This window comes from Halodesulfovibrio sp. MK-HDV, assembly GCF_009914765.1.
Classification (GTDB): domain Bacteria; phylum Desulfobacterota; class Desulfovibrionia; order Desulfovibrionales; family Desulfovibrionaceae; genus Halodesulfovibrio.
The window spans coordinates 100,688-127,502 of the sequence record NZ_WYDS01000004.1 but is presented as its reverse complement, the minus strand read 5'-3'; the positions used below and the strand labels follow the sequence as shown (position 1 = coordinate 127,502).

19 protein-coding genes are annotated in these 26,815 nt (G+C 45.3%); 9 read left to right on the top strand and 10 right to left on the bottom strand.

Going from position 1 to position 26,815, the window contains the following annotated elements:
* Window positions 1-478 precede the first annotated feature (478 nt).
* Window positions 479-1,618, top strand: coding sequence for a P-loop NTPase (locus tag MKHDV_RS04445; RefSeq protein ID WP_160712656.1), 1,140 nt, complete (start codon window positions 479-481; stop codon window positions 1,616-1,618).
* A 39-nt stretch (window positions 1,619-1,657) separates the two neighbouring features.
* Here MKHDV_RS04445 and MKHDV_RS04440 read toward each other — a convergent pair whose 3' ends face one another.
* Window positions 1,658-3,055 (bottom strand): PLP-dependent aminotransferase family protein, encoded by a 1,398-nt coding sequence (locus MKHDV_RS04440; RefSeq protein WP_160712654.1) that lies wholly within the window; start codon window positions 3,053-3,055, stop codon window positions 1,658-1,660.
* 166 nt (window positions 3,056-3,221) lie between these two features.
* Between MKHDV_RS04440 and MKHDV_RS04435 the strand changes: the two genes are divergently transcribed.
* The 6 genes from MKHDV_RS04435 to MKHDV_RS04410 all read left to right on the top strand — a co-directional run bounded on the left by MKHDV_RS04435 (window position 3,222) and on the right by MKHDV_RS04410 (window position 9,598).
* Entirely contained in the window at window positions 3,222-3,812 is a 591-nt protein-coding gene (locus MKHDV_RS04435) for a LysE family translocator (protein WP_160712652.1), read from the top strand.
* A 563-nt stretch (window positions 3,813-4,375) separates the two neighbouring features.
* Window positions 4,376-5,239, top strand: coding sequence for a YitT family protein (locus MKHDV_RS04425; RefSeq protein WP_160712648.1), 864 nt, complete (start codon window positions 4,376-4,378; stop codon window positions 5,237-5,239).
* Window positions 5,240-5,425: 186 nt separating this feature from the next.
* Window positions 5,426-5,548, top strand: a complete 123-nt coding sequence (locus MKHDV_RS19080) for a hypothetical protein (protein WP_256370004.1) — start codon at window positions 5,426-5,428, stop codon at window positions 5,546-5,548.
* Window positions 5,549-5,849: 301 nt separating this feature from the next.
* Window positions 5,850-6,224, top strand: coding sequence for a helix-turn-helix transcriptional regulator (locus MKHDV_RS04420; protein ID WP_160712646.1), 375 nt, complete (start codon window positions 5,850-5,852; stop codon window positions 6,222-6,224).
* Between the two features lie 8 nt (window positions 6,225-6,232).
* Window positions 6,233-6,679, top strand: a complete 447-nt coding sequence (locus MKHDV_RS04415) for an arsenate reductase ArsC (RefSeq protein WP_160712644.1) — start codon at window positions 6,233-6,235, stop codon at window positions 6,677-6,679.
* A 516-nt stretch (window positions 6,680-7,195) separates the two neighbouring features.
* Window positions 7,196-9,598: an acetate--CoA ligase family protein gene (locus tag MKHDV_RS04410; RefSeq protein ID WP_160712642.1), complete on the top strand. Its 2,403-nt coding sequence runs from the start codon at window positions 7,196-7,198 to the stop codon at window positions 9,596-9,598.
* 462 nt (window positions 9,599-10,060) lie between these two features.
* Here MKHDV_RS04410 and adiA read toward each other — a convergent pair whose 3' ends face one another.
* The 8 genes from adiA to MKHDV_RS04370 form a co-directional block, all read right to left on the bottom strand.
* A complete protein-coding gene (gene adiA, locus MKHDV_RS04405) occupies window positions 10,061-12,385 on the bottom strand; it encodes an arginine decarboxylase (RefSeq protein WP_160712640.1) in 2,325 nt (774 codons plus the stop codon).
* Window positions 12,386-12,414: 29 nt separating this feature from the next.
* Window positions 12,415-13,869 (bottom strand): amino acid permease, encoded by a 1,455-nt coding sequence (locus MKHDV_RS04400; protein ID WP_254060413.1) that lies wholly within the window; start codon window positions 13,867-13,869, stop codon window positions 12,415-12,417.
* Between the two features lie 449 nt (window positions 13,870-14,318).
* Window positions 14,319-16,811 carry a phosphoenolpyruvate--protein phosphotransferase gene (gene ptsP, locus MKHDV_RS04395; protein ID WP_160712638.1) on the bottom strand — a complete coding sequence of 831 codons (2,493 nt, stop codon included), beginning with the start codon at window positions 16,809-16,811 and terminating at the stop codon, window positions 14,319-14,321.
* 4 nt (window positions 16,812-16,815) lie between these two features.
* Entirely contained in the window at window positions 16,816-17,445 is a 630-nt protein-coding gene (dhaL, locus tag MKHDV_RS04390; RefSeq protein ID WP_160712636.1) for a dihydroxyacetone kinase subunit DhaL, read from the bottom strand.
* Entirely contained in the window at window positions 17,435-18,544 is a 1,110-nt protein-coding gene (dhaK, locus tag MKHDV_RS04385; protein ID WP_160712635.1) for a dihydroxyacetone kinase subunit DhaK, read from the bottom strand. Before dhaK ends, dhaL begins: the two co-directional genes overlap by 11 nt.
* A 397-nt stretch (window positions 18,545-18,941) precedes the next feature.
* A complete protein-coding gene (locus MKHDV_RS04380; protein ID WP_160712634.1) occupies window positions 18,942-19,823 on the bottom strand; it encodes a DMT family transporter in 882 nt (293 codons plus the stop codon).
* Between the two features lie 21 nt (window positions 19,824-19,844).
* On the bottom strand, window positions 19,845-20,957 hold the full coding sequence (locus tag MKHDV_RS04375; protein ID WP_160712632.1) for an acyltransferase family protein: 1,113 nt from the start codon (window positions 20,955-20,957) through the stop codon (window positions 19,845-19,847).
* A gap of 342 nt (window positions 20,958-21,299) precedes the next feature.
* Window positions 21,300-22,046, bottom strand: coding sequence for a sulfite exporter TauE/SafE family protein (locus MKHDV_RS04370; protein ID WP_160712630.1), 747 nt, complete (start codon window positions 22,044-22,046; stop codon window positions 21,300-21,302).
* Between the two features lie 247 nt (window positions 22,047-22,293).
* Between MKHDV_RS04370 and MKHDV_RS04365 the strand changes: the two genes are divergently transcribed.
* Window positions 22,294-23,049 carry an A24 family peptidase gene (locus tag MKHDV_RS04365; protein WP_216846853.1) on the top strand — a complete coding sequence of 252 codons (756 nt, stop codon included), beginning with the start codon at window positions 22,294-22,296 and terminating at the stop codon, window positions 23,047-23,049.
* 274 nt (window positions 23,050-23,323) lie between these two features.
* Here MKHDV_RS04365 and MKHDV_RS04360 read toward each other — a convergent pair whose 3' ends face one another.
* A complete protein-coding gene (locus MKHDV_RS04360) occupies window positions 23,324-24,406 on the bottom strand; it encodes a class I SAM-dependent methyltransferase (protein WP_160712626.1) in 1,083 nt (360 codons plus the stop codon).
* A 567-nt stretch (window positions 24,407-24,973) separates the two neighbouring features.
* Between MKHDV_RS04360 and MKHDV_RS04355 the strand changes: the two genes are divergently transcribed.
* Window positions 24,974-26,743 carry a SulP family inorganic anion transporter gene (locus MKHDV_RS04355; protein ID WP_160712624.1) on the top strand — a complete coding sequence of 590 codons (1,770 nt, stop codon included), beginning with the start codon at window positions 24,974-24,976 and terminating at the stop codon, window positions 26,741-26,743.
* Window positions 26,744-26,815: the final 72 nt, after the last annotated feature.

The window sequence follows — 26,815 nt, the reverse complement described above, 5'->3', positions numbered from 1 at the left end:
TTATTAAATAAAAAAGACAAATGCAAACTAATTAGTATAACGGACACACTGTATATACGTAACCATATACTTACATGAACGCCAATACACATTTAAACCGCATCTACACAGTAAGAATATACATTTTCAATATCATATGTTCTTGCCGCGCTCACATATTACACTACTAGTGGAATGAACAGCACGCTTACTTATACAATTTTACATAGAAACATTATTCATCTTATTGCGGAGATTATGTAATGGTTCAAGATCATAAAGTTTCTCATTTCCGTTCGTTGCGAAATATTTTGTTTGTTATACTCTGTATAACTTTTGCAATAGGTACTTGGCGAATTTTAGTAGATACAACACCCGACGACATTCCAACCGCAGAGAAGGTCTTTACCGAAGAAAAGAACATAGAAAAATGATCATCACTCTATAGAATTACGTTATATACATTGCTTTTTCCCTACAGGAGCAATCGGAGGGATTAATGCCTACAATTGAAGAAGCTTTATACATAAAACTTGAAGCCAGTGATCCAACTATTGCAGGCGCTCTTCATAATATGCTGTGTGAAATACCCTTCACACACCTTCTAAACACACTTCAGCTTACAAAGCCGGAAGTTCTTGTTATCGGCTGCACTAACTATACTGAAGAAATAAGAGAGCGTATTCTTGAAGCAAAAAGGCATAATTACGGCGCTGTGTTTGTTTGTGCATCGCAATATACAGACTCTCATAAACAACAAGCATTAGTTGCGGGCGCACGAGATTTTTTTAGCTATCCTCTGAGCAAATTAATCTTACAGCGGGCTTTGGAAGATTACGTAACAAACCGCTCGGTTGATCCGAGTAAAAAGAATCGGCCTAAAGTTATTGCAGTCATGGGCGCACGTGGTGGCTCCGGAACAACGTCTGTGGCGGTAAACTTGGCAGCATGCTTTGCACAAGATGGAAAACGGGTAGGTTTACTCGATTTTTCAAGACCATACGGAGACGTCGCCACATTCCTGAATACTCCTTCAAAGCGTGACAGACGCCACGCCGCAAAAGATCTCGGCCTAATGAATGCCTCATACATTAAAAGCGCTATGTATCATCACAGCAGCGGCATCTTAGCCCTAGTAGCACCGGAAGTGACCATGGGGACGGGAAGTGTGGTTCCAGAAACTGTTTCTGCCATGCTCATTGCAGCAGCAGATGCATTTGGAACAATTGTTATTGATATGGGCAGCCGTGTGGATGCTGCACTCTATAGAGTAATGGAAATGGCAGACGACAGCCTGCTTGTAACCATGCCTACAAAGCCTTGCATGGGGAGCGCTAAGCGATTTGTAGAGACTATCACGGCAGGCGGTTTCGAAAACTTCTGTAAACTTTCGCTTGTGCTTACCGGCTGTGTTTCCGGCAACACTCTCTCTAAATTTGAAATAGAAAAGACCATCGGCGTTGATTGCATTACGTGTTTACCGGAAGACCAGAAGGGCACATTCATCGCAATTAACGATGGAACGCCCTACTGTCATTTATTCCCGGAATCTACACTCACAAGCAGCCTTAAAGAGCTTGCAGCACTGTTACGGCAACATGAATGTCCGGATGAAGAATACTATTATGACGATTATTAGAGCATTCAACTATAGCGTTACTACAGACTGGCTACATATCTAGCCAGTCTTTCTTTTGAGCATCGTACTCTGCATATCAGGATTCTGCGCAATCTCCCGTAAAATACAAAGCCCCTTTTCCAACTCACTAATATGCTCCATGCCGGTCAACCCGACACGTAAGGCTCTCGGCGCTTCAGCGTCACCGACAATAAATTTTTCGGCGCTGAATACATTGACCCCAGCCCTGCGAGCCACAGCTTCAAGGGCCTGCCCACACCAAGGTTCCGGCAGTTCCCACCAGCAAAAAAAGTCTGTTCCCGACATATGTAACGTTCCACAATTTAATATCTGCCGCACAAGTGCACTACGCCGCCTCGCTTCAGCACGTTTACGTTCTCTGGCAGCAATCATGTCGCCATCAGCAATCCATTTTGTAATGATTTCAACATTCAATGGAGGTACCATCCACATGCTATTTAAAACACTTTGTGCAAAGACTTCCCTCAAATGCTTCGGGACACACATGAAACCGACGCGCAATCCGGCTCCAATCATCTTTGAAACGCCCGCTATAAAAATACTCTGATCAGGAAGCATTGAGGACAGAGGCACCAAATCACCATCGTACAAAAAGGCATACGCATCATCTTCAATAACAGTTAGAGCATTCTTTTTCGCAACAGCAGCAAGAGCAACTTTCCGTTCATGCGATAAGCAGCAGACAGTTGGATTTTGTACGTGAGGCAACAAGTACAATCCCTTCACTTCCCGCTGGCGGCAAACAGTATCCAAAGACTCTGGCAGCATCCCACCTTCATCCATCGCGACCGGACACAAACGAATCCCGAGACTTGCAGCGAGAGATTTAAAACCGGGATAGGTCAATGCATCCGTTGCAATCCTGTCACCCGGCTTAAACATGGCAGAGAGCGCCGTAGATAGCGCATGCTGAGAACCGGCCGTGACAATAATATCATCTGCTGTGGCTGGCATTCCATACATATGAATAAGGTGTGCCCCTATTTCTCTATGCTCTGGCAGCCCGCGCGGGTCTGAATACCGCAGAAAAGTTTCCGGATTTTTACGACGACTGATGGTCTTCAAGGCAATGCTCAAATCCGGATCAAGATGCGGCATTGGCGTAGCCAGCCCCATTTCAATAAGTCCCGGAGAAAATGGCTCGAAAGAAACCATGGCAGATGGCGTGGTCGCGTCAACAGCCACAAACGTACCGCGCCCCACAGTGCTTGCAACCAAGCCTCGGCGTTCAGCTTCTAAATACCCGCGTGTAATCGTAGATACGTTTACAGAAAGATCGTCAGCCAAATTTCGATGTGTCGGCAAACGCGTTCCCGGCTGCAAGGTTCCTGCATACACATCCCGCTCAATTGCATCTGCAAGCGCAAGATACAAAGGCGTGTCCTCTGCTTCAATTAATGGTGTCCACTTTGTCATGCATACAATATTAGCGTTGACATTCACACAATGTCAATTCTATGGGTACAATCAGAACAGTAGCCCTCATACAATTTTTGTGCGCACAAAAGTATCAAGCTACCATTTATAAAATTACAGCAAAACCTTGCAGATATTTTCAAGGTTACTTCTTAAGGAGCATTCCATGGCAGAACTGCTTATACCGTTCGCTATTTTTATTGTTGCAATGACAGGTACACCGGGGCCGGGAAACATGACGATGATGGCTATCGGTCAAACAACCGGATTCAGAACTGCTGTTCCGTTTCTTATCGGGACTACAATAGGATTTGCGTCGCTTAATCTGCTCGTATCGTTGGGGCTTGGAGAGGCATTTAAACAGTGGGAGTGGCTTGCGCTGACGCTAAAGTTCGGAGGCGCCGCATACATTCTGTATCTTGCATACAAGCTCTTTAAGTTACAGGCAGCACCGCCGGAAACTATAAAACAATTTACCATAAGCGAAGGGCTGCTCTTACATCCACTCAGCCCCAAAAGTTGGGCTATGTCCATTGCAGCATATAGCCAGTTTTTTGCATTGCTTCCTGTTACAGCAGAAACAACAGCTCTGTTCGTTTTTCCTTTTATGGTAGGACAATTTACTTTTCATTCCATGTGGTGCGGGCTAGGCGCGGGGCTCTATAATTCATTAAAAAATCCTCAAATGCGCCTTATGGTAAATTCTTCACTTGTTATACTTATGCTCGGTGCAACGCTGTATGCACTGACTACGTAACCAATTCCTTTCGTAATCATGGGTTGCAGGCCATCACATGGTGTGAAAGATAAAATAATACTCTTCGCAAGCAATAGTCCTACACTCTTTAAAAGAATGCTAACATACCAATTTTATGACAATAATATAAAAAGAATCATTTTCTCCTTGTGAAATAAATCTTTATTGAAAAAAAGTTTTTTTCCACTAGACGCCGACTTCACTATCAGATAGATAGCGCGAAATCGGTACGGGAAGCCCAAAAACGGCTGCCTCTTTTTGTAGTTTTTAACCAAGGTTTTTGTATGCAGAATACGTCAATCGCAAATAGACAGATAACGCTTTCCAGTATGGAAGGCATCTTTGCGTGCGTATTCCATGAGCCTTGGACTACGTCCGATTACACGCGGCTGCGATAAGCTGCGACTTCTATTGTTTTTACAAAGGCTCGGAACATGTGTTCGAGCCTTTTTTTATGCATTTTATACAGCCCGTCAGGGCAAAACGTTACTTTACGAACAAGAATATCCTAAAACCGGCCTTACCGGACCACAATCTAAGCTGTAAAACTTAAGGAAAACACAATGCAGTTTAACCGTCAGGCTTTTGCCTACTCTCTTCCGTGGAACATTTTTCTTCTCACCTTTGGTGCGATTATCTTTATCGTTGGATACAACGGTATCGCCGTCCACCATGACTTTATTCCTGCTGGCCTGTATGGCTTCGCTGTTCTCGGAAGTTACATTAGCGATACTTTCACCACTCCACAGTGGTACCTTATTTTCAACATTCCAATCTTTGTTATTGCCTGGCACAGCGTCGGCAAAAGATTCTTTCTGTTGAACTTGTATTGCATGGTACTCGTAACGTTTCTTACGCAATATTTCACGCTTGATCTTCATATTCAGGACAGACTGCTTGCATCCATCGCAGCAGGTGTCATTATGGGACTTGGCAGCGGGATCATTCTTCGTTCCTTCGGTGCTGCTGGTGGTTTTGATGTTCTTGCAGTTATTCTGAATCAGAAATATGGATTACGTATCGGAGTTTTCTTCTTCATCATCAACTTAGTTCTTATGGGACTCATTGCAGTCCGCTTTAACCCTGATCTCGTTGTTACTACGCTCATCATGCTCTCTCTCAGTTCCTATGTAACTGAATACGCACTCTCAATGTTCAACCAGAAAAAAGCAGTGCGTATTATCTCCTACAAGAACGAAGAGATTATGGCCAAGATGCGCGAGGCACGTCGCCTTAACGGTACATTGGTCTGGGGTACCGGTTCTTACTCCGGTAAAGATGTAAGTATGCTGTTCTGCGTTACTGATAACATTCGTATGAAACAGCTGGAATCGATTGTATTTGATACCGACCCGAATGCAATTTTCATTGTTGAAAATACATTCTCTGTTGTTGGATCAAACTTTAACCCACGCAAAATGTACTAGCATTATTTACAATTCGGGTTACGGCTTTTCCTAAAGCATTAAACCCCCATCAGGTATCGTAGCGAATTCGCTATCGCCTGATGGGGGCTTTTTTTGCTATGTTCAAATCAACAGACTCACTTTGTACCCGCTTGACGAATTTCAAATCATCTGGTGCTGTGCTGTCCATTCAACCTTGGAGAATTTATGTCTAAATTATGTATCTATGCAGTGATACTCAGCATCTTCCTCATTACTTTATCCACCGGATGTGCTGTAAAAGCAAAGGGCTCCCATACTATTGAACATACAATACAACGAGTTAACTAAACACTATTTCATTATGTAGTCTAGAATACTGGATACTCACAGAGTTGCCCAACCCGATTCTTGACAAATTCAGCATTGAAAGCATATTTAGCTAACCAACTAAACGAACACAACAGATGTTTCGTAGGGGGGGGTCTCTACATTTTAATCAATTGCTGTTGTCCGTTTTTTCAAAGCCAACAGGGATAGAAAAGGTAAAACGTAACGTTTTTGCCACAGAAATTCTATTTTCTTGTCAACGTGCCAACGTAATAACGGACAAAGGTGCTGATTAGGCTGTGGAAACACACCCGGGATGATTATGCAAAAAATTACTCAAACTCTGAAAGCGTTATCCGATCAAAACCGACTCCGTATTGTTGCCGCGCTCATGGAGCATGACGAACTATGCGCCTGCCAGTTTACAGAACTGCTGGGAATAGCCGGAGCCACAGTATCGCGTCACTTGGGCGTACTGCACAATGCAGAACTCGTTCAATTCAGAAAAGAAGGCAGATGGATTTTTTACAGACTCGGAAAGGGAGTAGCGTACTCCAAGCCACTTCTGGATTGGATTCAAGAACAATCAACAACTTGCACCGAGCTGCAACAAGATCATGATCACCTCCAAAAAATTGTCTCCAGTGCACCTGAAGATATTTGTCGGAAACAGCGTGGTTCAAGCAGATCAACTTAGGAACAAAAATGAGTGCTAAAGTTACTATTCTTTTTTTATGCACAGGTAACTCCTGCCGCAGTCAAATGGCAGAGGGTTGGGCAAAACACCTCAAAAGTGATGTGCTTAATGCATATTCCGCAGGTATCGAGACGCACGGTCTAAACCCGAATGCTGTCGCTGTAATGAAAGAAGCTGGTGTCGATATTTTCTCTCACAAGTCACAACTGCTTAGTGACTTTGATGACATCGACTTTGACGTGGTTGTTACTGTTTGTGGCCACGCACACGAAACTTGTCCGTACTTTCCAGGTAATGCAAAAATTGTTCATGTAGGCTTCCCCGATCCCCCTGCACTGGCAAAAGAACTTGCAGCGCAGGGTGCCTCCGAAGAAGAACAGCTTGCCTGCTACCGTACCGTCCGTGATGAAATCAAAGCGTATGTTGCCACGCTTCCAGAATCTCTCGGACTGTAGCAAAGAAATCAGAGAACGCTGTTCACGAAAAAAATATGCGTTAAATACCAAATAATTATTATTTTTTTATTTGAACATCGTAGTTCGTAACACAATTGTCACATGCAAAATATACATTGTTTTCCGTCAGCCATTGGCAATTATGGCGACGGCAACTCTATTCTGTGTCTTACAGCATGGTCCAGCAATTACCATGCGCCAAGACAACTGATCGGGACAGGAAGCCTCTCTCTCCCTGTCCCGATCATCTTTTTCTACCTATCTCTTCACATTCAGCGATTTCCGCAACATGCAATCCGAACAACAGGCTGCATGTTTTTTTCTGTTCCCACTGTATTTCTCCGCTTCTTCAATTGGCTTAAGTTTTCTCATTACTAAAAGCATAAAAAGCAAACGCCTATTCTCTACTCCACCAGTCCTTTTTCCACATAGTCGAAAAGAAAAACACAGCAAAGACAAAAACGTCAAAAGTTCGTACAGTTATTTTCTTACTGAATTTTTCCAAGCGAGATGGCTATGAACACATTGATTGATTTTGAAAAGATTACCCAGTTATTTATTGCTGCTGATACAGAAAACAGAGATTTTCTATACGAATATGAAGTGTACAATCTGCTAGCCAACTCCGGCGCAGAAACACCGCCAATTTCTAACTTGCTGCCCCGTGGCGCACGTTTTCCCGATGAAGAGCTTATGGCTATTCCGGGTGAAAAAGCTGTTCTCAAGATTGTATCCCCTACTATTATCCATAAGACAGAAGTAGGCGGCGTGCGCATTGTTGAAAAACAGCCATCTAAAATCCGCTCTGCTGTTCGCGCTATGCAGTATGAAGTGCCGGAAAACTACGCGACATACATCGAACGTAACCCAGACCACGCACCGGAATCCTACAAAGGGTTAAAAGGTGATGCGCTCATGAAAGCCATCAGCCGTGACTTGAAAGGTGTGCTTCAAGTGCAATTCATGCCACCGGATTCCAGCGCTTTCGGTAACGAGCTCATTGTAGGTCTCCGTCACACCCGAGAATTCGGCATGGTTATCAGTGCCGGTCTTGGCGGAACAGACACAGAGCTTTACGCAGAACGTTTCCGTAAAGGACAGGCAATCGTCGCAGCATCAACAGAGCTCGTCGACGGTGAAGCTTTCTTCGCCCTGTTCCGCAAAACTATTTCATACCGCAAACTTGCCGGTCTCACACGCGGTCAGCGTCGCATTGTTACCGACGAACAGCTTATTGAATGTTTCAGTTCATTCATTGAAATGGGTCGCCACTATTCACCGTCAAACAACGACGCACCATTCATCATCGAAGAGCTGGAAATCAACCCGTTTGCATTCACGGACTACCTTATGGTTCCGCTTGATGGGATGTGCCGTTTCGGCAAAGCTGAAAAACGAGCCAACCCGCGCCCGATTAAAAAAATTCATGATCTGCTGCACCCAGAGCGCATTGGCATCATCGGTGTTTCAGCTACACGTCGTAATTTCGGTCGAATCATTCTCGAAAATATTCTCGCAGAAGGCTTCGCCAAAGAAAACGTAACCCTCATCAGAGACGGCATCGACGAAATCGATGGCGTACGTTGCGTTCCCAACCTTGCCAGCCTTGATCACAAGCTTGATCTTTTTGTCGTAGCGGTTTCCGCAACACAAGTTCCGGAACTTGTAGACGAGATCATCGATCTGGATGCCGCCCAGAGCGTCATGCTCATCCCCGGTGGTATGGGTGAAACCGAAGACAGCCAGATAGAAGCCGCAAAACTGATTGCTCATATTGACGCCACACACGCCAAAGAAGGCGGCGGCCCTGTGTTCCTCGGTGCGAACTGCATGGGTGTTGTGTCGCATCCCGGCTCCTACGACACATGGTTTATCCCAGAAGAAAAACTGCCGAAAAACCGAAAAGCCACACCGCACCGCGCTGCACTTATCAGTCAAAGTGGCGCATTCATGCTCCACCGTTACAGCCAGAGTCCTGAGCTGCATCCAAGCTACATGGTCTCCATGGGCAACCAGACAGATCTCACCCTTGGTGACATGGTTCGATATTTCAAAGACGCAGACAACGTAGATGTAATCGCCGTATACGCTGAAGGATTCAGCGATCTCGACGGTCTCGAATTCTGCAAAGCTATTCGCGAAGCTATCCATAACGGAAAAGAAGTTGTCTTCTACAAAGCAGGCCGGACTCCTGAAGGCAAAACAGCCACAAGTGGTCACACAGCATCACTCGCAGGTGACTACATGGTATGCGAAAGCTGTGTGCGTCAGGCTGGTGCCATCGTCGCCAGAAGTTTCCAAGAATTTCAGGATCTCTTCCTGCTTGCAGAAATGCTGCACGACAAAAAAATTGCCGGCAACCGCCTCGCCGCTGTCAGCGGTGCAGGATTCGAAGCTGTAGGTATGGCTGACTCCATCCACTCCGACGATTTCCAGATGGATCTAGCCCAGTTCAGTTCTGAGACAAAACAAGCCATTGCCGCAACGCTCGAAGCAAACCGTCTGCAATCGCTCGTGACAATCCAGAATCCGCTTGATCTCACACCAACAGCAAACGATGCGCTCCACACAAGCGCCGTGCAAACTCTCGTAGAAGATTCAGCAGTCGATTCCGTAATCGTTGGACTCGATCCTTTATCGCCTGCAATGCACACACTTGCGGAGCCAACTCCACCAGCATTCTCCATGGATGATCCTAACTCTATAGCAAACCTTCTCGTGGAAGTTGCTAAAGATTCATCCAAGCCGATCATCGGCGTCATCGACGGTGGCAGGCTTTACGATCCGTTACGTGACCACTTCTTACAAAACAACGTGCCTGTCTTCGCTGTGTGCGATCGTGCCGTCGCAGCACTCGCCCTCTACTCCGAAGCTCGGCTCCGTGTTGAAGAAATTAGGGCTACTAACGAACATTTTTAAATCGGCTTTTCTCGTCGCCGACGGTGCGAACCTGCGGTGGCTTTTTCTTTTGTCTCCGACGGCTGGGTGAAACCTTTCTGTAGGAAGGTTCTCCCCCAGCCCCCTTCCAAAGACTTTTATCTGCGAGGTAAGCCCGTTAGATACCTTCTCACGCGGCTTATGCTCCACCGACTTAAATAGCGAAGAGGGCTGTCCCATATATATGGGGACAGCCCTTTTTGTTTCACGAAAGGTAATGATGCATAAGCCGCGAGGTTGCGTAACCAACAGGTGTGCCTCGCAAATAAAAGTTTTTGGAGATTTTAAGAACCTTTTGCAAAAGGTTCTTAAAGCCTCGCTGGCAAGCGCCGTCGGAGACAACATAAAAAGGCGTCGCAGACAAGCACCGCAGGTTTGCCAAAGGCATCCCGTTAGTAAACGTCGCCGAAGGCTCACCTACACGAACAGATACATTATCCGTGTTTACTTTCTGCGTCGTCTGTTGTTCACACAAAGTACGTGATACTTGCCGTCTTTAACTTCGGCACCTTCTGTCACATGCTCAAAACCGGGGAACGCGTTGTCCCAGTCTTCAAGATGGTTGAGGTACTGGATGGCTGGACACTTATCTTGCGCCCCGAAAGCTTCTCCGGACATGATCATCGGGATACCTGGAGGATACGGAAGCAGCGAATTAGCTGCTATTCTGTTTCCTAGCTTGTCTGATGCTACTAGTTCAACTTCTTGCTGTACGATTTTCTCGTAAGCATCGCGAGGCTTCATGAATGCAGTGAAACTGCTTGTATAGGCCTTGTCTAAGGCAAGATGCATTTCACTCGACTTTAAGAATGCAAACATCCTGTCACCAAGGGCTTTCAGGGTAACTTCCTCATACTTTTCTGGATTTGCATTGTAGAGATCTGGTAGTACGTCGCGCACAGTGTCACCGGAATCATAATGCTCTTTGAAACGGATCAGGGTGTTGAGAAGTGTTCCCCATTTGCCGCGGGTTATGCCCATTGAGAAGAGGAACATAATCTGAAAATCTGTTGTACGGGTCGGGACTATTCCGAATCGGGTAAGATATTGCGTTACGAGTGCTGCGGGAACACCGTCTGGCAATAATTTTCCGTCATCGCCCATACCGGGAGTAAGGATGCTAACTTTTATCGGATCAAGCATGCACCAGTTGTCTTCTTCCAGTTCGAAGCCATGCCATGCTTCGTCAGGCTTGAGCCGCCAGCAATCCTGATTTTTAGTCAGTACTTCTACTGGGGCATCTTCAAAGAGAACCCATTCTTTTTCGCCTTGCTCTGTTATTTCCACGTACTCTGGATTCCACGGTTTAAAGAACCAATCTTTGTGATTCGCGTGTTCGCGCCAAAGCCGTGCAATTGCTCGGCGAAAATCTACTGCTTCCTGTATGACTTCCTGCGTAAGCGACTCTCCGCTTTCACCGGACATCATTGCGGCAGTAATATCGTTAGATGCAACTATTGAATACAGAGGCGAAGTTGTGGTGTGCATCATGTACGCTTGGTTGAACATGTCGGGATCAACTTTTTTACGTCCTTCGCGTACATGAATGTAGGAAGACTGGGAAAGTCCGTTAAGAAGTTTGTGCGTGGAGTGAGTGGCGAATATGGTTGCTCCGTCGTGTTCATCCGGATTGCCGTTCATGGCGAAATGGTCTGTGTACATAGCGTTAAAACGTGCGTAGCCGTACCATGCTTCATCAAAGTGGATTACATCTGCCGATTCTTCCAACCGCTCTTTTGCTTTTTTTGCGTTGTAGCATAACCCGTCGTAGGTGCAGTTGGTTACTACGGCGTAAACAGGTTCGCATTGGCTGCATCGACCATTTAATTGCTTTACAAGGGCTGATTCTTTTACAGCCTTGGCTATGGCTTTAGGCTGCATATCTGCGGCATGAATAGGTCCGATTATGCCATATCTATTACGTGTTGGAACCATATATACAGGAATTGCGCCTGTAAGGATTAACCCTTGCTCAATAGATTTATGGCAGTTTCGGTCAATAAGCACGATGTCGTCATGGGTGATACACGACTGCATAATAGTCCTGTTGGAACCGGAACTCCCTACGACTACGTTGTAGGTTTGATGCGCACCAAACACGCGGGCTGCGTAGCGTTCGCTGTCTCCAAAAGCACCGGTATGGTCAAGAAGGGAACCGAGCGAGGCTCGTTCTATGCCCATATCTGTGCGGAATAAATTTTCGCCGTAATAATCAAAAAACACTCTACCCACGGCTGATTTTGTAAACCCTATCCCCCCTTGGTGTCCGGGTGCCGCCCATGAGTATTCTTTTATGGCTCCGTATCGCATAAGTGCGTCCATAAGTGGCGGCAACATTTGGTTACGATACCGACGGATCGCTGCTTCGATACGTCCAGCAATAAAGTCTGCCGTGTCTTCTACAATCCATACAAACTCATCCACCATCTCCATCAGGTGGCTGGACATGGCGCGAGTTGTTTTCTCACGCTCAGCAATCAGAAACACAGGTACATTAACCTGCCTGCTGTGCAACTTACGAATCAATCGCTCTGCCTGCTGATATTCCTCATCGTTCTCGTTATGCATATTGGCACTGAGTAACAAACAATCAACAGGAGTATTTGCTTGTAGAATTATGCTGGCATCGCAAAAACTGTAGGAACGGGTAATGCGCACGTTCTGTTTTTCCAACTCCTGCATAAGTCTATGCACGGCATTATTCACATACGTTTCTGCCTGCGTTGTTTCGTCCTCTGCCACTAATACATGAAAGTCTGCCACTGACATGCACTGCTCCTTACTACTGTTTGCACCCATTATTTACCGTACCCGCTACCAAAGAACACTGCAGCGATTATTGCTATCCCCACCACAAAAATCGCACCTGCTTTCTCCCACCCAACAAACAGGGCTACATGCCCCTGTTCTCGTTTTGCTTTCCAGAAAACAAACAATCCTGAGGCAAAGAAGATGCTGGAGAGCAATAAAAATTTCGGCGTCGCTGCGTACAAAAGCCATAACGCGTATACTGCGGCAAATCCGCCTGCAAATAGCGCCATCCCTTTAGAAACAGGCTGATCTTTCGGATACTCTCCGGCCATACACAACTTGCCCAAGTACACAGCGCTTACAAAATATGGATAAAGAATCATGACGCCTGTAATATCCAACAGGAACAACCATGCATTGTTAGCAAAAAGCACAACAAGCATGGTCAGCTGCATACAGGCACTTGTTATCAGAAGAGAAAAATATGGAGATTCGTGTCTATTTTCTTTCGCAAATATCTTTGGAAAGACACCATCTTTCGCAGCAACGTGCGGCACTTCTGCCACCATAATCGTCCACGACAACCAGCTACCTAACAATGCGATGATGACACCAAGATTGATAAGGGATGCTCCCCATGTACCCACTAATTTTTCCAACACATATGCTGCGGAAGGGTTTGGAAGCTTCGCAAGCTCTGCCTGCGTTAAAAATCCATACGGAAGAAGAGAAATTAGTACGTACAGGCAAAGACATAAGATCAGACTCAAAATAGTAGCCCTGCCAACGTCATCTGCATTTTTTGCTCTGCCTGAAACAACAACAGCACCTTCAATACCAATAAACGCCCAGAGCGTAACAAGCATTGTACTTTTGAGCTGTTTACCTAAACCATCCAATCCTGCGGATGCGTTTCCCCAAAAATCCAGCGTAAAATTCTCTGCAGAGAAGAATATTGCGACTATTCCCACAAACAACAGCAACGGCAGCAACTTGGCTACCGTTGTAATAATGTTAAGCACGTTTGCTGCGGAAACACCGAACAAGCAAATAATGCACATGCTCCAGATAAGAAAAGATCCACCGATGAATGCTTGAAGCTGCGCACTAACCATTTCCGGTGGAAAAAAGTACGCAACAGCATCCATAGTAAGTACCGCATAGCCAACGTTACCAAATACTGCACTCAGCCAATATCCCCATGCCATTTCGAATCCGACAAAGTCGCCGAATCCTTCACGCGCATAAGCATAGATACCGGAATCAAGATCTAGTCGAGCGTCCGATAACGCCCGAAATGAAGTAGCAAGAAAATACATACCAAGCCCTGTAAGCGCCCAAGCCAGCATTACAGCACCAGCTGCTGCCCCTTCGGACATATTTGACGGTAAATTGTAGATCCCTCCGCCAATCATGGCACTCACTACAATGGCTATCAGCCCAACCAAGCCCAGCTTCTTTTCTCGCTCTGCCATCATGTTCCTCGCTGTTTGCTGTGACATTTTTTTCAACTATATCTGTACTATTCAGCAACACAGCCCATTACAAAGAAATGATTTATCGCAACCTAGTAAATATATTTTGATTTTCAAATAACAACTTGATTGACCAATCAATAACCATGTGACTTTATTGCAACAATTTAGTGCCAAACAGTGATGCAGTTAATTTGTCTGGAGATAACTCATAAGCTATGAAAGATAATCGCAGTGAATGTCTTAGCGTTGTTCCGGTCACAGTCGCACTAACCCGGCGACGGTACCTCCCAGAGATGGATTCTTTGAGATTAAGTGTAATTCATCCCTAAAAAAATCCGGAACGTACCCCACGCACTTTAGAGACAAACAAGACAGAAAAACCCACCTGGCAGCAAGTGGGTTTTTTCTATGTGAAATAAGTAGAATACATGGCATCTTTGTCTAATTTTTCGAAAGATATTCCCGACACCACATCAGATTTCGTAAAGCGTGCAACAATGCATGGCAATAAGGCTCTTCACGCTATTAGCATCTGGTAACTCCATAGCTTCCAAAGCAAGCTCTTTGGCTTCAGATGTCACAATTGTTCGGATTAAATCCTTGGTTTGCTCAAGAGACGCAGCGGATACTGCAAGGGAGTCTATCCCCAGACCAACAAGAACAAACACTGCCTGCAAGTTGCTGGTTATATCTCCGCCCACACTCACTGGAATATCTGCTTCATGCGCAATTCGTATGATATCACGTACAATTCGCAATATGGCAGGATGCAGTTCGGTATATTCTGTTCCCAGCACAGAGTTTTTAGTATCATACACCATGACATAGCGCGCTAGGTCATCCCCTCCCAGTACAAAGAAATCTGCCTCACGCGCCAACTGATCTGCCAGAAAAACTGATGACGGAACCTCGATAACCACGCCGACTTCAATATTGGCCACGCAGGGAATAGAAGTTTTTTTCAACATTGCACGCGCTTCATTTATTACACCGTACACTTCGCGCAGCTCTGTAAGTTGAGAGACCATTGGTAACAAAATTTTTATCGGATACTCTGCCGCAGTTCTAAGAAGTGCCTTAATCTGCAATAAAAATAGATTCCTATGTGCGAGACTGAACCGTACACCGCGTTTATCGAAACAAACATTTCGCTCTGTTGATGTTTTATCCAGATATGGCAAAATGTTTTCCCCACCTAAGTCTGCCGTGGAAATAACAAGTGGTTCGCCATTCAGCAACGCGGCTGCTTTTGAATACGCGGCATATTGTTCTTCCTCAGAAGGCTCACTGTCTCTATTCAAATACAAATACTCTGTACGCAAAATGCCAATACCATCTGCGCCAGCCTGTATTGCATCCGCAATGCTATCTACCGATTTAACATTCACCTCTACTCGCACGCTCTTACCGTCGCGGGTAACCGCAGGCTCTACTGCTTTAGATCGAACATCCTGCAAATGATCATCCCACTGAGCTCGCAACATTTCCAATGCTCTACGCTGTCTGGAATCAGGTGAAATCCAAACCTCTCCAGTGGAGCCGTTAAGACCGATGATGTCTCCGTCCAGCAATGGGCGAATTAAGGTTTTAACTCCGGCAACAGCAGGAATTTTTAAAGCACGAGCAAAAACAGCAACATGAGACGTTGCGCCGCCTTCCTGTGTAACAATCCCGAGCACCATATTCTTATCCAGATTAACCATATCTGAAGGCCCAAGATCAGTTGCCACAAGAATAGCTGGTTCGTCTAACTGAGGGCCACGAAATTCTTCTTCTGTTAATGCCCTAAGAACACGAGTACCAACATCAAGCACATCCGCGGCTCTGCCGCGAACATATTCATTCTGCAAGGTGCGGTAGCGCTCCATTGTCTTTTCTATTGTTTCCGCCCATGCAGATTCTGCATTGTATCGCGACTTTGTAATAAAATCATGCGCTGAGCACGTAATGTACGGGTCATCCAACAACATACTATGCAAAGCAAAAAATTCTGCTTCTTCGGCGGAGTCCACATTACCGGACGTCATATGCTCCAGTTCAGACAGCTCAATACGCGCCATTGCAATAGCTTCTGCCAGACGCACCATTTGGTTTTCAGCATCCGCAACTATCTTCCGTTCAATTTTTGGAAATTCAGGGCGATACCAGACAATAGGTCCAAGAGCACTCCCCGGTGCCGCCGCAATACCACCTTCCAACATATTTTTTCCCTGTAAGCGAAAATCAGGTTTATCCACATCACCAAAGTTCTCACTGGCAAGCGCCAGCAAAGCAGAAAGAGCGTCTTTTGCATCTGCCCCGACTGCACGAAATTGAATACTTTCACCTTTTTGTACAGTCAGCATTGTCATCTGGTTCAATGAACGAGCATTAGCGCTGTCAGCTCCTCGAATAAGCCAGACCTCCGCAATATACCCGCCAAGCGTCCCCGCAACACGGGCGGCAGGACGTGCGTGCAGTCCGAGCTGGTTCGGGACTATCAATGAAATTTCTTCGCTCCTATCTCTTGCCGGTGGAATGTCAGTATTTCTTGTCGCAGCATAAAGCCCAACGTCTTCTACCCCAAGGCGCTTTGCTTTTGTGCGGTTAATAGCTCCTACTTCCTCAAGTATGGTTGTAACTCCAGCCCCTAAAGACGCTTGAACAGTCGCAGCCAAGGCCCCTTCCACAAATGGTGCAGGGCTTAAAAAAACATTATGCTGCTCTCTTTCTGACAAAAGATCGAAGGCAGCTTCTGCACTAATCAGAGCACTGCCAAAGTCCATAAGCACAATAACGCCGTCACCTTGCTCTGCTTTTTTGATAGCATGAAGAATTTTGATAGGATCTGTGCCTATGGGATTTTCATCATCACCCGTTCCGGCAGCCACAACAACAGGAGGCGCATCTTGTGTCATCTGACCAAGGATAGCCTGAATCCCTTCTACCAAAAGGATACTGTGAGAAACTAAGACAATACCGACCATATATTTACTCTCTTATACTCTCATACAATGCGACAATAAGGTAATACGACGAAGTCGCTCCCGGGTCCTGATGCCCGATACTCCGCTCTCCAAGATAACTTGCTCGCCCTTTTAATGCCAGCATTGGAATGGTAGCCTTCATCCCTAATTCAGCCGCTTTGACGCAGGCCCCTAGAATCTTATCTAAACTCATGCCCGCTTCTAAACATTTTTTATATTCGCGCAGCACCGGAGCCCACACATCATACATAGTTTTCTCGTTTTCCTCCGTCCTACCGCGCATGACCAGCCCTGCAACACCTACATCAAGGAGCGTCAGCAGGCCTGTCGCATCAAGCGCCTCGCTATCACCAACGGTTGCTGCCCCCTTTAGAAACAAGGTGCCGTACAAAGGCCCGCTTGCGCCGCCAATATTGGAAAGTAACACCATGCCTGCGCGTCTGAGTATTTCCCCCAAACACAAATGTTCAATCTCCGGAATGTCCCGGACAAGAGCGCTAAACCCTCTATCCATATTAATTCCGTGGTCACCGTCTCCAATGGCAGCATCAAGCATATGCAGTTCGTTCTTATTTTCAGCCAGATAATAAGCTGCTTTTTCGAACCAGAGTAAGGCCGTCGCTTTAGTCAGCATTCTTTTCCTCATCTGCTGCTATTTCACTGGTACATTCCGGAGTACAGAACCCAGGGGTCACAACCCGAGCATCCCAAAATTTCACCATCTCATCATCTGCCCGCAACATGCTGATAGAGCACCCCTGCATTTCTAATGATGAAATATATGTTCCGACCAAATTACGTTTAATACGCACACCACGCTCGTCACACATGGAAGCGAGTTTACGGTACACCCCATACAATTCACCCAACGGTGTTCCGCCCATACCATTCACCAAAACAATAAATTCATCACTGTCTGTAAAGGGTTCGCTTACAAGCTGCACGTCTTCCCACAGTCCTGAAGCCAAGTTCATCTCACGGACAACGCGTACATATTCCGGATCTGAAAAAATATGCTCAACCAGTATTTCCACCAGCTCATCCACATCCGCCATAGGGATACGCTCCACCCCCGGTTCGCCATGGATACCAATACCTATTTCAACTTCATCATGATCTAAAAGGAATGTCGGAGCCCCTATTTCCGGAACAATGCACGAACTCAAAGCAACCCCCATAGAACGCCCGTTCACGTTCACGCGGCGGCACAAGTCAGCGCATTCTTCAAGATTATATCCTGCTTGAGCAGCAGCGCCACCAATCTTTTCCGCAAACACCGTCACGCCAACCCCACGTCTGCCAGCAGTATGTCCACCGCCTTTTACAGCCACATCGTCATCAATCAAAATGCATTGAACTTGTATTCCGTCCATCGAGCACAGCTCAGCAGCAGTCTCAAAATTGAGCACATCGCCCGTATAATTTTTTACCAGAAACAAGACCCCAGCGCCGCGGTGCACTTTCTTCGCGCATTCATAAATTTGATCGGGTGTAGGTGATGTAAAAACCTCTCCCGGACATGCGCCATCGAGCATGCCATATCCCACATACCCACAATGTAACGGAGCATGACCGCTGCCGCCGCCGGAAACAATCGCAACTTTCCCGTCAGGAATATTTTTTCTACACACGTATCGAGGGTTCATATTCAAATGAAGTTCAGGATGTGCGGCAGCCAGCCCCTGCAACTGCTCATCCACAGCATTTTTCGGATCGTTAATTAACTTTTTCATCTATCATCTCCGAAGTCGTTAGCTCACTGCTTTCAAGTAACAACCATCAATCCTACCACGAACGGGTGCGCGAAATCGTGGATTATCTGCACCTGTTTTTTAGTGGGATTGTTGGGTGGGCTTTGGGGCTTTCTTTTTTCTTTTTTTGCCTCCGGCGGCTGGTGAAAACCTTTTTGTAAAAAGGTTCTTCCCCAGACCCCTTTCCAAAAACTTTTACTTGCGAGATTATATCGTTATTTAAAGTTATTCGTGGTTTTGCCCCACCGCCTTTCATAAAATAAAAACGGACTGCCCTTCATATGAGGACAGCCCGTTTGCTATTTAAAGAATGGAGTAGTGTGGAATCAACCTAAAGGGAGATCTCAGCAATAAAAAATGGAGGAAGGTGGAAAAAACTTTATGCTTTTTGAGGTGTAGAGTTAGTTAGATAAACACCTGAAACAACGAGAGAGACACCAACAAGAAGCGACATTGAAAGTGGTTCACCGAGGAAAAACCATCCACAAAGGATAGCTGCCACGGGAACAAAATTAATAAACACGGCGGAGCGCGATGCCCCGATGGTATTAATAGCTTCATAAAACCACGTAAATCCGATGACTGTGCCAAGTATCCCGAGGTATGCGATACAAAGAAAATGATTCGCTGTGTAGCCGGAAAAATCACTCATCATCCCCTCGTAGAGGGCAAACGGCAACAGCATAATTGTGCCTGTGATGCAGGAATAAGTAATCGCCGCATGGGGCGTTAAAAACCCCATCATTCGTTTCCCTAACAAGGAATATGTAACCCAGCTTGCAACACAACCAAAGATTGCGAGGTCGCCACTGGTTAGCCCTCCTGTTAAGAGTGAGATTGGATCACCACGAGAAATCGCTATGGTTGCACCAGTCACAGAAAGACAGATACCTAAGCCCTTACGGACAGAAAGCTTTTCGCCAAAAAAAACTGCTGCCAGTAATGTAATCATAATTGGGTTCAAAGAGATAATGACAGCCGCTCTACCCGCTGTAACTGTCTGCAACCCTGTAAAAAAAAGTGCGTTATATGCGAACACACCAGTTGCACCTAAAAGACAGACACCAATCCAACCTTTCTTATCCAGCTTCGGCAAGCCACCAGCACGGTAGCGCATAATCCACATCATACAGATTGATGCTGTTAAGAACCGCAAAAATGCGGCGGAAAAGGCTCCCATTCCATCCGACAGCAGTCTACCTGCGACGAATGTTCCACCCCACAAGAATGCGGTTAGGATTAGTTTTCCGTACACCATCATGTCTGTTTTCTCCCTAAAATATTAGAACATACGCCTCAACAATGGTGCTTTTCGCAACACGCCGGAGGTAAATAACCAACAGAATATTGTGGTAATAAAAAATACTACTGCTGCTTTTATATAAATTGACCACGTTACGGCAATCAAACCATACGCTAACCAATAAACGACTAAGGCATGTAAAAAGTAAATTCCGTAAGAATTCTTCGCTGCGGAACGCCAAAAACGTCCGCGACCATTGACCCACGTACTAAATACCGCGCTCCACCCCATAAGCGATGCGATGCAATACGTTGCAAAGGAACAGGCTAAAACAAACTGCTTATTCAACAGCGGCGCAGTGGATGCGGCAAATCCCATTTTGACCAGAAGATATACAGCCATAGTGATCGCAAGAATCGGCAACCATGCACGCTTGCGAGGGCAATATCCACCTTCAGTAAACCAACCATATTTCCAGGCCCAAATACCAAGGCTGAAATACAAAACATGCTGAAAAATTCGTTCAGGCTGGAATGAAAGGAAGTAACTGACAAACCAGTAATCCAGAGGCAAAAACTGAATAACTGTGAAGAAACAAGCTGCTGATATCGCTACAAACACAGGAAAAAACCATAGCGGTGCCTTCGCTGGAGTTTGGGTCAACGTGTGCAACGCTGGAATGCATTTCCATAGCAAAGTCAGTGCAACAAACATCCAGAAGAGCAAAGCAAGAAACCAGTATACTGAATGTTGAAACGCTTCAGCCCAAAATGCTCCCGTCCAAAAAGAAAAAATTTCTACAGGAAGATTGCGCGTAAAAGGAATCATAAAAGCTGTCGGTGGTGCCAACAACAGTATGCCCAGCACCCATGGTGTGAATATTCGCCAAGTCTTTTGTCGCAAAAACTCTGTTGCACCATGTAGTTGCAATGACGGTATGGCAAAATACCCAGCAATAAAAAACATGGCAGGCATAATCGGAACATCAATCAGCACAACGAGAAGTGTAAAAAAGATACTGGAAACCGGATTGATTACATACCACCAGCTTGGAGCATACAGCATGTAGCAAAGAGACACATGCAACAAAACTACGAGAAAAATGATTGAAGCTCGTAAGTTATCTAAAAAGTATAAACGATCTTTTGCCATGCCGATCTCCTCAGTTCTATGTCCTTTCGTATGCACCCTTCCAATCAGAAAAAAGGAATTCACCTTATTTCCCCATGTCATATAAAAAGATATTGCTCGCCATATCAAGTAGTTTTTAAAAAATTATTTAATGTTTTAAGTAAATTACAAATAAAAGTTATAGTTTCCTGTTCCACAAAAAAAACCGTGCTCTGCTTTTGAAAAAGCAGAGCACGGAAATAAAACAATCTTTGTACTACACAAAAAAACAACTCTCTCCCAATTACTGGGGACAGTCTCCCTCTTCATCCACTCCTTCATTTTAAAAAATGAAACAAGGTGATGCGTTAGGAAATAGAATTCTTATGCAAGCGCAGCAAATTGTGTAACAGCACTTTTCAAAATAATGCACGCCATCACAGCAAGCATTCCAAAAAGTACTTTTCGATACGTAAATTCACCAATTTTAGTAGATGCCATCACACCTAACCGTGCTCCAATCATAACAGCCGGTGCCGCAGCAGCAAAAAGCGTTACAGTCTCTTGGGTCTGGATTCCAGCATACGTCTGCAATGAAATTACAAGAATACCGGAGACAATAAAGTAGCTGGCTATACCGGCTTTAACGGTATCTTTTGCCCAGCCCGCAAGAGAGGTGTAGACGATTGTCGGAGGGCCACCCATTCCAATGGATGAGCTGATTGCAGTGGAACAGAAACCAGCCACAACACCCCATCCTTTATGAACTACTTTTTGGCTTTTGCCTTCAAAAAATAAGCCCCAGATCGCATAAATAAACAGAAAGATGCCCATACCTAACTTCAGGTAATGCGCCGGAAATTCCTGCATCATTGTGATGCCTACAATCGCACCTGGAACAGTACCAATGTAGATCGGCTTCAGCCGTTGAAAATCAAGACTTTTACGATATGTCCATGCCATCTGAAGACATAGAATGACGCCGAGAATCGTACAACTTGGCACTGCGAGACGCAGCGGAACCATGGTCGTAATAAGGGGCATGGCAATAAGTGCGGCACCGAACCCCGCAATACCGTTGATGAATCCACCAAAACCCCAGCACAATGCTACAAAAAGCAAATGTTCCATTATATACTCCGTTGCCCGACACCAGCCGGACAGTTAATGACTGACGGCAATGTGGGCTAAAACGGAGAAAATGTTAAATACTTATTTATGAGCATTGTCATAGGCTCAGCCTATGACACAAAAACACCTCTCCAAATACTTGGACAAGCTTCCATCTGCATTCTATGTAACCAGCAGCTATACGAATTATTATTCAAAACGCACAACACGTGCGCTATTCAAAAAACCCATACATTCCGGGATGGATATGTATCTTATTTTTGCAGCACTCTTCGGCCTTGTTCTCGGCAGCTTCTATTCTGTCTGTGTCAGTCGCTACGGAACAGACAACACGATTTTCAAACCGGCGCGATCATTTTGTCCACAGTGCGATCATCAACTGACCATCCTCGAAAACATTCCGCTCATAAGTTTTCTCATACAAAAAGGACGCTGCTCCCTCTGCAAGGCGCGCATTCCAATCTTTTATCCATTAATAGAATTAACCTCTATGTTCTGGGCAGTATTAGCAGCAACACACGCAACAACATACGTTGAATGGGTAGTACTTCTGGCTATCGGCGGCATATGTATTGTTGCCTCAGCCATTGATCTGCGAACATTTCTCCTGCCGGATATTCTCACATACTCTGGAGCAGCAATTGTTCTTGTAGCAAGTTACGCCGGAATACTTCACGTCGACTTTATGCAATCACTACTCGGAGCGGGTATCGGCGCATTCGCGCTTTGGGCAGTTTCGGCACTATACAAATTAATTCGTAAGATTAATGGCATGGGGCTTGGTGATGTTAAATTTATGTTAATGCTCGGAGCACTCACAGGAATAGGACATCTTTCCATTTTTATTTTTCTGGCGAGCGTTCTTGCACTTATTTTCTGCATCATTTCAACGCGTGGAAAAGCTGGAATGTCAAGAGTATACATTCCCTTTGGCCCCTTCCTCGCTTCCGGAGCACTCATCACGTATCTGTACGGTGATCAGATAGCCTCATTTATCCGCTAAAAAGAAGGGCTGATGAAATAATATTTCATCAGCCCTTCTTACATCTTTTAGTAGTTTTAAACATATTCCCTATGCCTAGCCCCTATATTCACCAAACACTCTATGGTAACAAACAAGTTCATATCATAAAAATTTCATTCAGTTACATCTATGCCAATCAGCAGCGAAGAAGATTTTTTGCACCTCTATCTTTTTCGTTGCTCGTGAATACCCTTTGTCGGGTATTCAAAGGCCGAAGACACACCTGCATCCGGTATGTCTTCGGCCTGTTTTATTATTTATGACACAAGTAATGGCTGTTAAAACCATCCTCTGGAATATCGTGCACTTCAGTAGAACTGAATCCAGCTACGGAACACAGCGCCAACGCTTGTTCTTTACCCCACATCATTCCAAGCCCCATGCCATTGTCCACCAGTCCTACCGCCATACAGTGCATCAAGCTCACGGTATAAAGAAATGCTCCCATTGGGTGATCTTTATTCTGAGCGACAGAAGAACTTGCAGCAATATCCACCATTGAAAAAACTCCGCCCTGTTTCAACATCATTTGAATATTCTTTAATGCTTCAAAGGGACGGGTTTGATCGTGGATTGAATCAAAAGCCATTATGTAATCAAACTGCTCGGCTTCAACGGCCTCGGTACCAGCATCCTGCACCATAAACTGAACATTTTTCAGCCCCAGCACTTCTGCACGTTCCTGTGCTTTTTGAACGCTTGCCTCTGCTATATCGAAGCCCACAAAAGTTGAATTAGGATATTCTTTCGCCATGAGATGCAAGACAAGGCCATCCGCACAGCCGATATCGCAGACACGAATTCCCTGCTTCAGTCGTTCCACAATGGCACCGTTCTGCACAGAAGGGAGAAACGTATCTACCAGAACCTGCTCATGCTTGGCGTTGGCAAGCTCTTCCATGAATGCATAAAAGGGCTGGTACTGCTCGTAGCCAACGCCTTCACCTGTTTCCATTCCAGAAACAATTTCGTTGAGCCCGCACTTGGTGAGTAACGGAATCTCCTGCGTATACACGCCGAGGTTGGCGTTGCCGCCGCTACGGGTAAGAAGCGGGACATATTCTTTGGGCAGAAAATAAAATTCGTCTCCATCCTCTTCTATCACTTCGACAATACCGCCGGTAACCATTACTCCCAGCCATTCCTGCAAGTAACGATCATCTAGTCCGCCTTGCAAGGCAATGGATTCACACAGAGCTGGTTCATCAAAAGTCGCTAATGCTTCAAACGCACCGGAAGCATACCCTATTCCCATAGCCGTATTCAGTGCACCATAGTTCAGTATATCACACAGTTTCTGACTAAACTGTTCCGTCTTTTCAGCTGAAGTTTCCATTCCGGCCTCTCCTCGTGAATTACTTGGGGGAAATCTGATTACACATCAAAACTGATAACATAGTCCTGTTGCACAGATCATGAGGCGCTGGGCAGTGCAGGTACTAGAGAACCTAGAAAGATATATTTGATGTACACTTTTAAATTTTTAGAAAACACACCGCAATAAGAAGGGTTATCTTACTATAGATCGCGCAAAGCATTTCGTTATCACCTCTAACTGGCTTACTCAACACACCATATTTACAGAATAAAAATAGAGACTCTATCCAACCTCAATTTTTCTCATGAAGACGATAAGAATTATGAAATAGTTTGAACAGCTATTTACATATATACATGTAGTAAGAAGATCGTGCTTAAATTGTCTACTGCACAACGACACTTTACTGCTCAACTCAATTGCACAATGGAAACTTTTACGTATGCTTTTCATTCACACAACTGCTAATTAAGCGTTTCATTCTCAGCACATACTCTTCTTACACTCTATTGATATGGAGATAGATGACGCACTTGTCATAACAGTTTCTATATCCAGTAATCATTGTTTCAAAAGGATTCATCGGTGACAACAGCCTCAGCATACATAAGACTCTTTCCGTTTCTCAGCTGGTTACAAAATTTCTCTAAGGAGACGTTTAAACTGGACTTAAATGCGGGATTAAGTGGAGCCATTATTGTGCTTCCTCAGGGGGTCGCATTTGCTGCTATTGCAGGGCTTCCTCCAGAATTTGGATTGTACTCTGCAATTGTGCCCGCAATAGTTGCCGCACTTTTCGGATCATCAAAACATCTTATCTCCGGCCCGACTACCGCTATATCTCTCGTTATTTATGAAAATTTGAGTCAATTTTACACACCATTTTCTGAAGAATACATTGGTGCCGCTTTTTCACTTACCCTGCTCACAGGTCTCATCCAGTTACTTTTCGGACTGGTAAAACTGGGGACACTGGTCAACTTTGTTTCTCATTCAGTTGTTGTAGGATTCACCGCCGGAGCCGCTGTACTCATTGGGTTCAGCCAACTGGGTAACTTTACAGGTGTCACATTCCCTTCCGGCTCTGCATTTTATGAAAAAGTTCCGTACCTGCTTAACAACCTAGGTGAAATAAGCACACCTGCTCTTATCATCGCGCTTCTCGCCCTGATAATTTCAGTGGTATTTCAAAAACTCGCTCCAAAGCTTCCCGGTATGCTTGTCGCGCTTATCTCCGGTGGAGTTGCTGCCATTATGTTCGGCGGGGCAGACGCAGGAATCAAACTCGTTGGCGCACTGCCTTCGCAGCTTCCACAATTTGTTATCCCTCAGTTATCCGCAAGTACCGTTCAACAGCTCGGCTCCAGCGCGCTTGCCATTGCCATTCTCGGACTGACAGAAGCTGTATCCATTGCACGCTCAGTCGCCATGCAATCCAGACAGCATATCGATACCAATCAGGAATTTGTCGGGCAGGGACTTTCCAATGTCATAGGCAGCTTTTTTTCCTGCTACGCTGCATCCGGCTCATTCACCCGTACTGGTGTAAACTACACCGCGGGAGCCCGCACCCCTGCTGCCGCAGTCTTTGCTGCATGTTTTCTCGCCGGTATCTTACTGCTTATCGCGCCGATAACTGCGTATCTCCCGATTCCTGCAATGGCAGGAGTACTCATGGTTGTTGCATTTAAACTGATTGATTTTCATCACATCAAAGGCATCATGAAAACAAGTCGGCAGGAATTTGGCGTTATGATTGTAACGCTGCTTGCAACACTCTTCCTGCACCTTGAATTTGCAATCTATGTTGGTGTAGTTCTTTCACTTCTTTTGTATATTAACAAAACATCGCATCCTGAACTTGCTTCCGTCACTGTCCAACGGGACGAGGCTGGAATTTCATCGATTGTTGAAGTAACAAGTGAAAAAGACCTCGAATGCCCTCAAATTAAGATTGTACGGCTACGTGGGGAAATCTTCTTTGGTGCAACCAACAACATTATTGAAAGTCTGCATAAAGAAATTGATGAATGTCCTACCCAGACGAAACTTCTTGTGATACTTAAGGCTGTAACATTCATCGATATTGCGGGATGCGAGATGTTCTCTGCAGAACGAGACGCTTTCCGCGAAAAAGGCTGTGACATGTACCTCTCTTCGCTGAACCCTGAAGTTAGGGGAATGCTGAACAGAGCCGGTGTCCTACAGCGGTTTGGTACTGACCATATTTTCGCAAACAAACGAGTTGCGATTAAAAAACTTGCTGCTTCCGTCAACACTGAAAAATGTAAAACCTGTAAGGCTCGCATTTTTGACGAATGCGCTGGCAACACCCTCGCATTAGACGAACAGTAATGTAACAGCACCGCCCAGCAGTTACGATACGTTCGTCCGGTTCAAGACGTAAAAGCAAGCTATTGAAGAGGC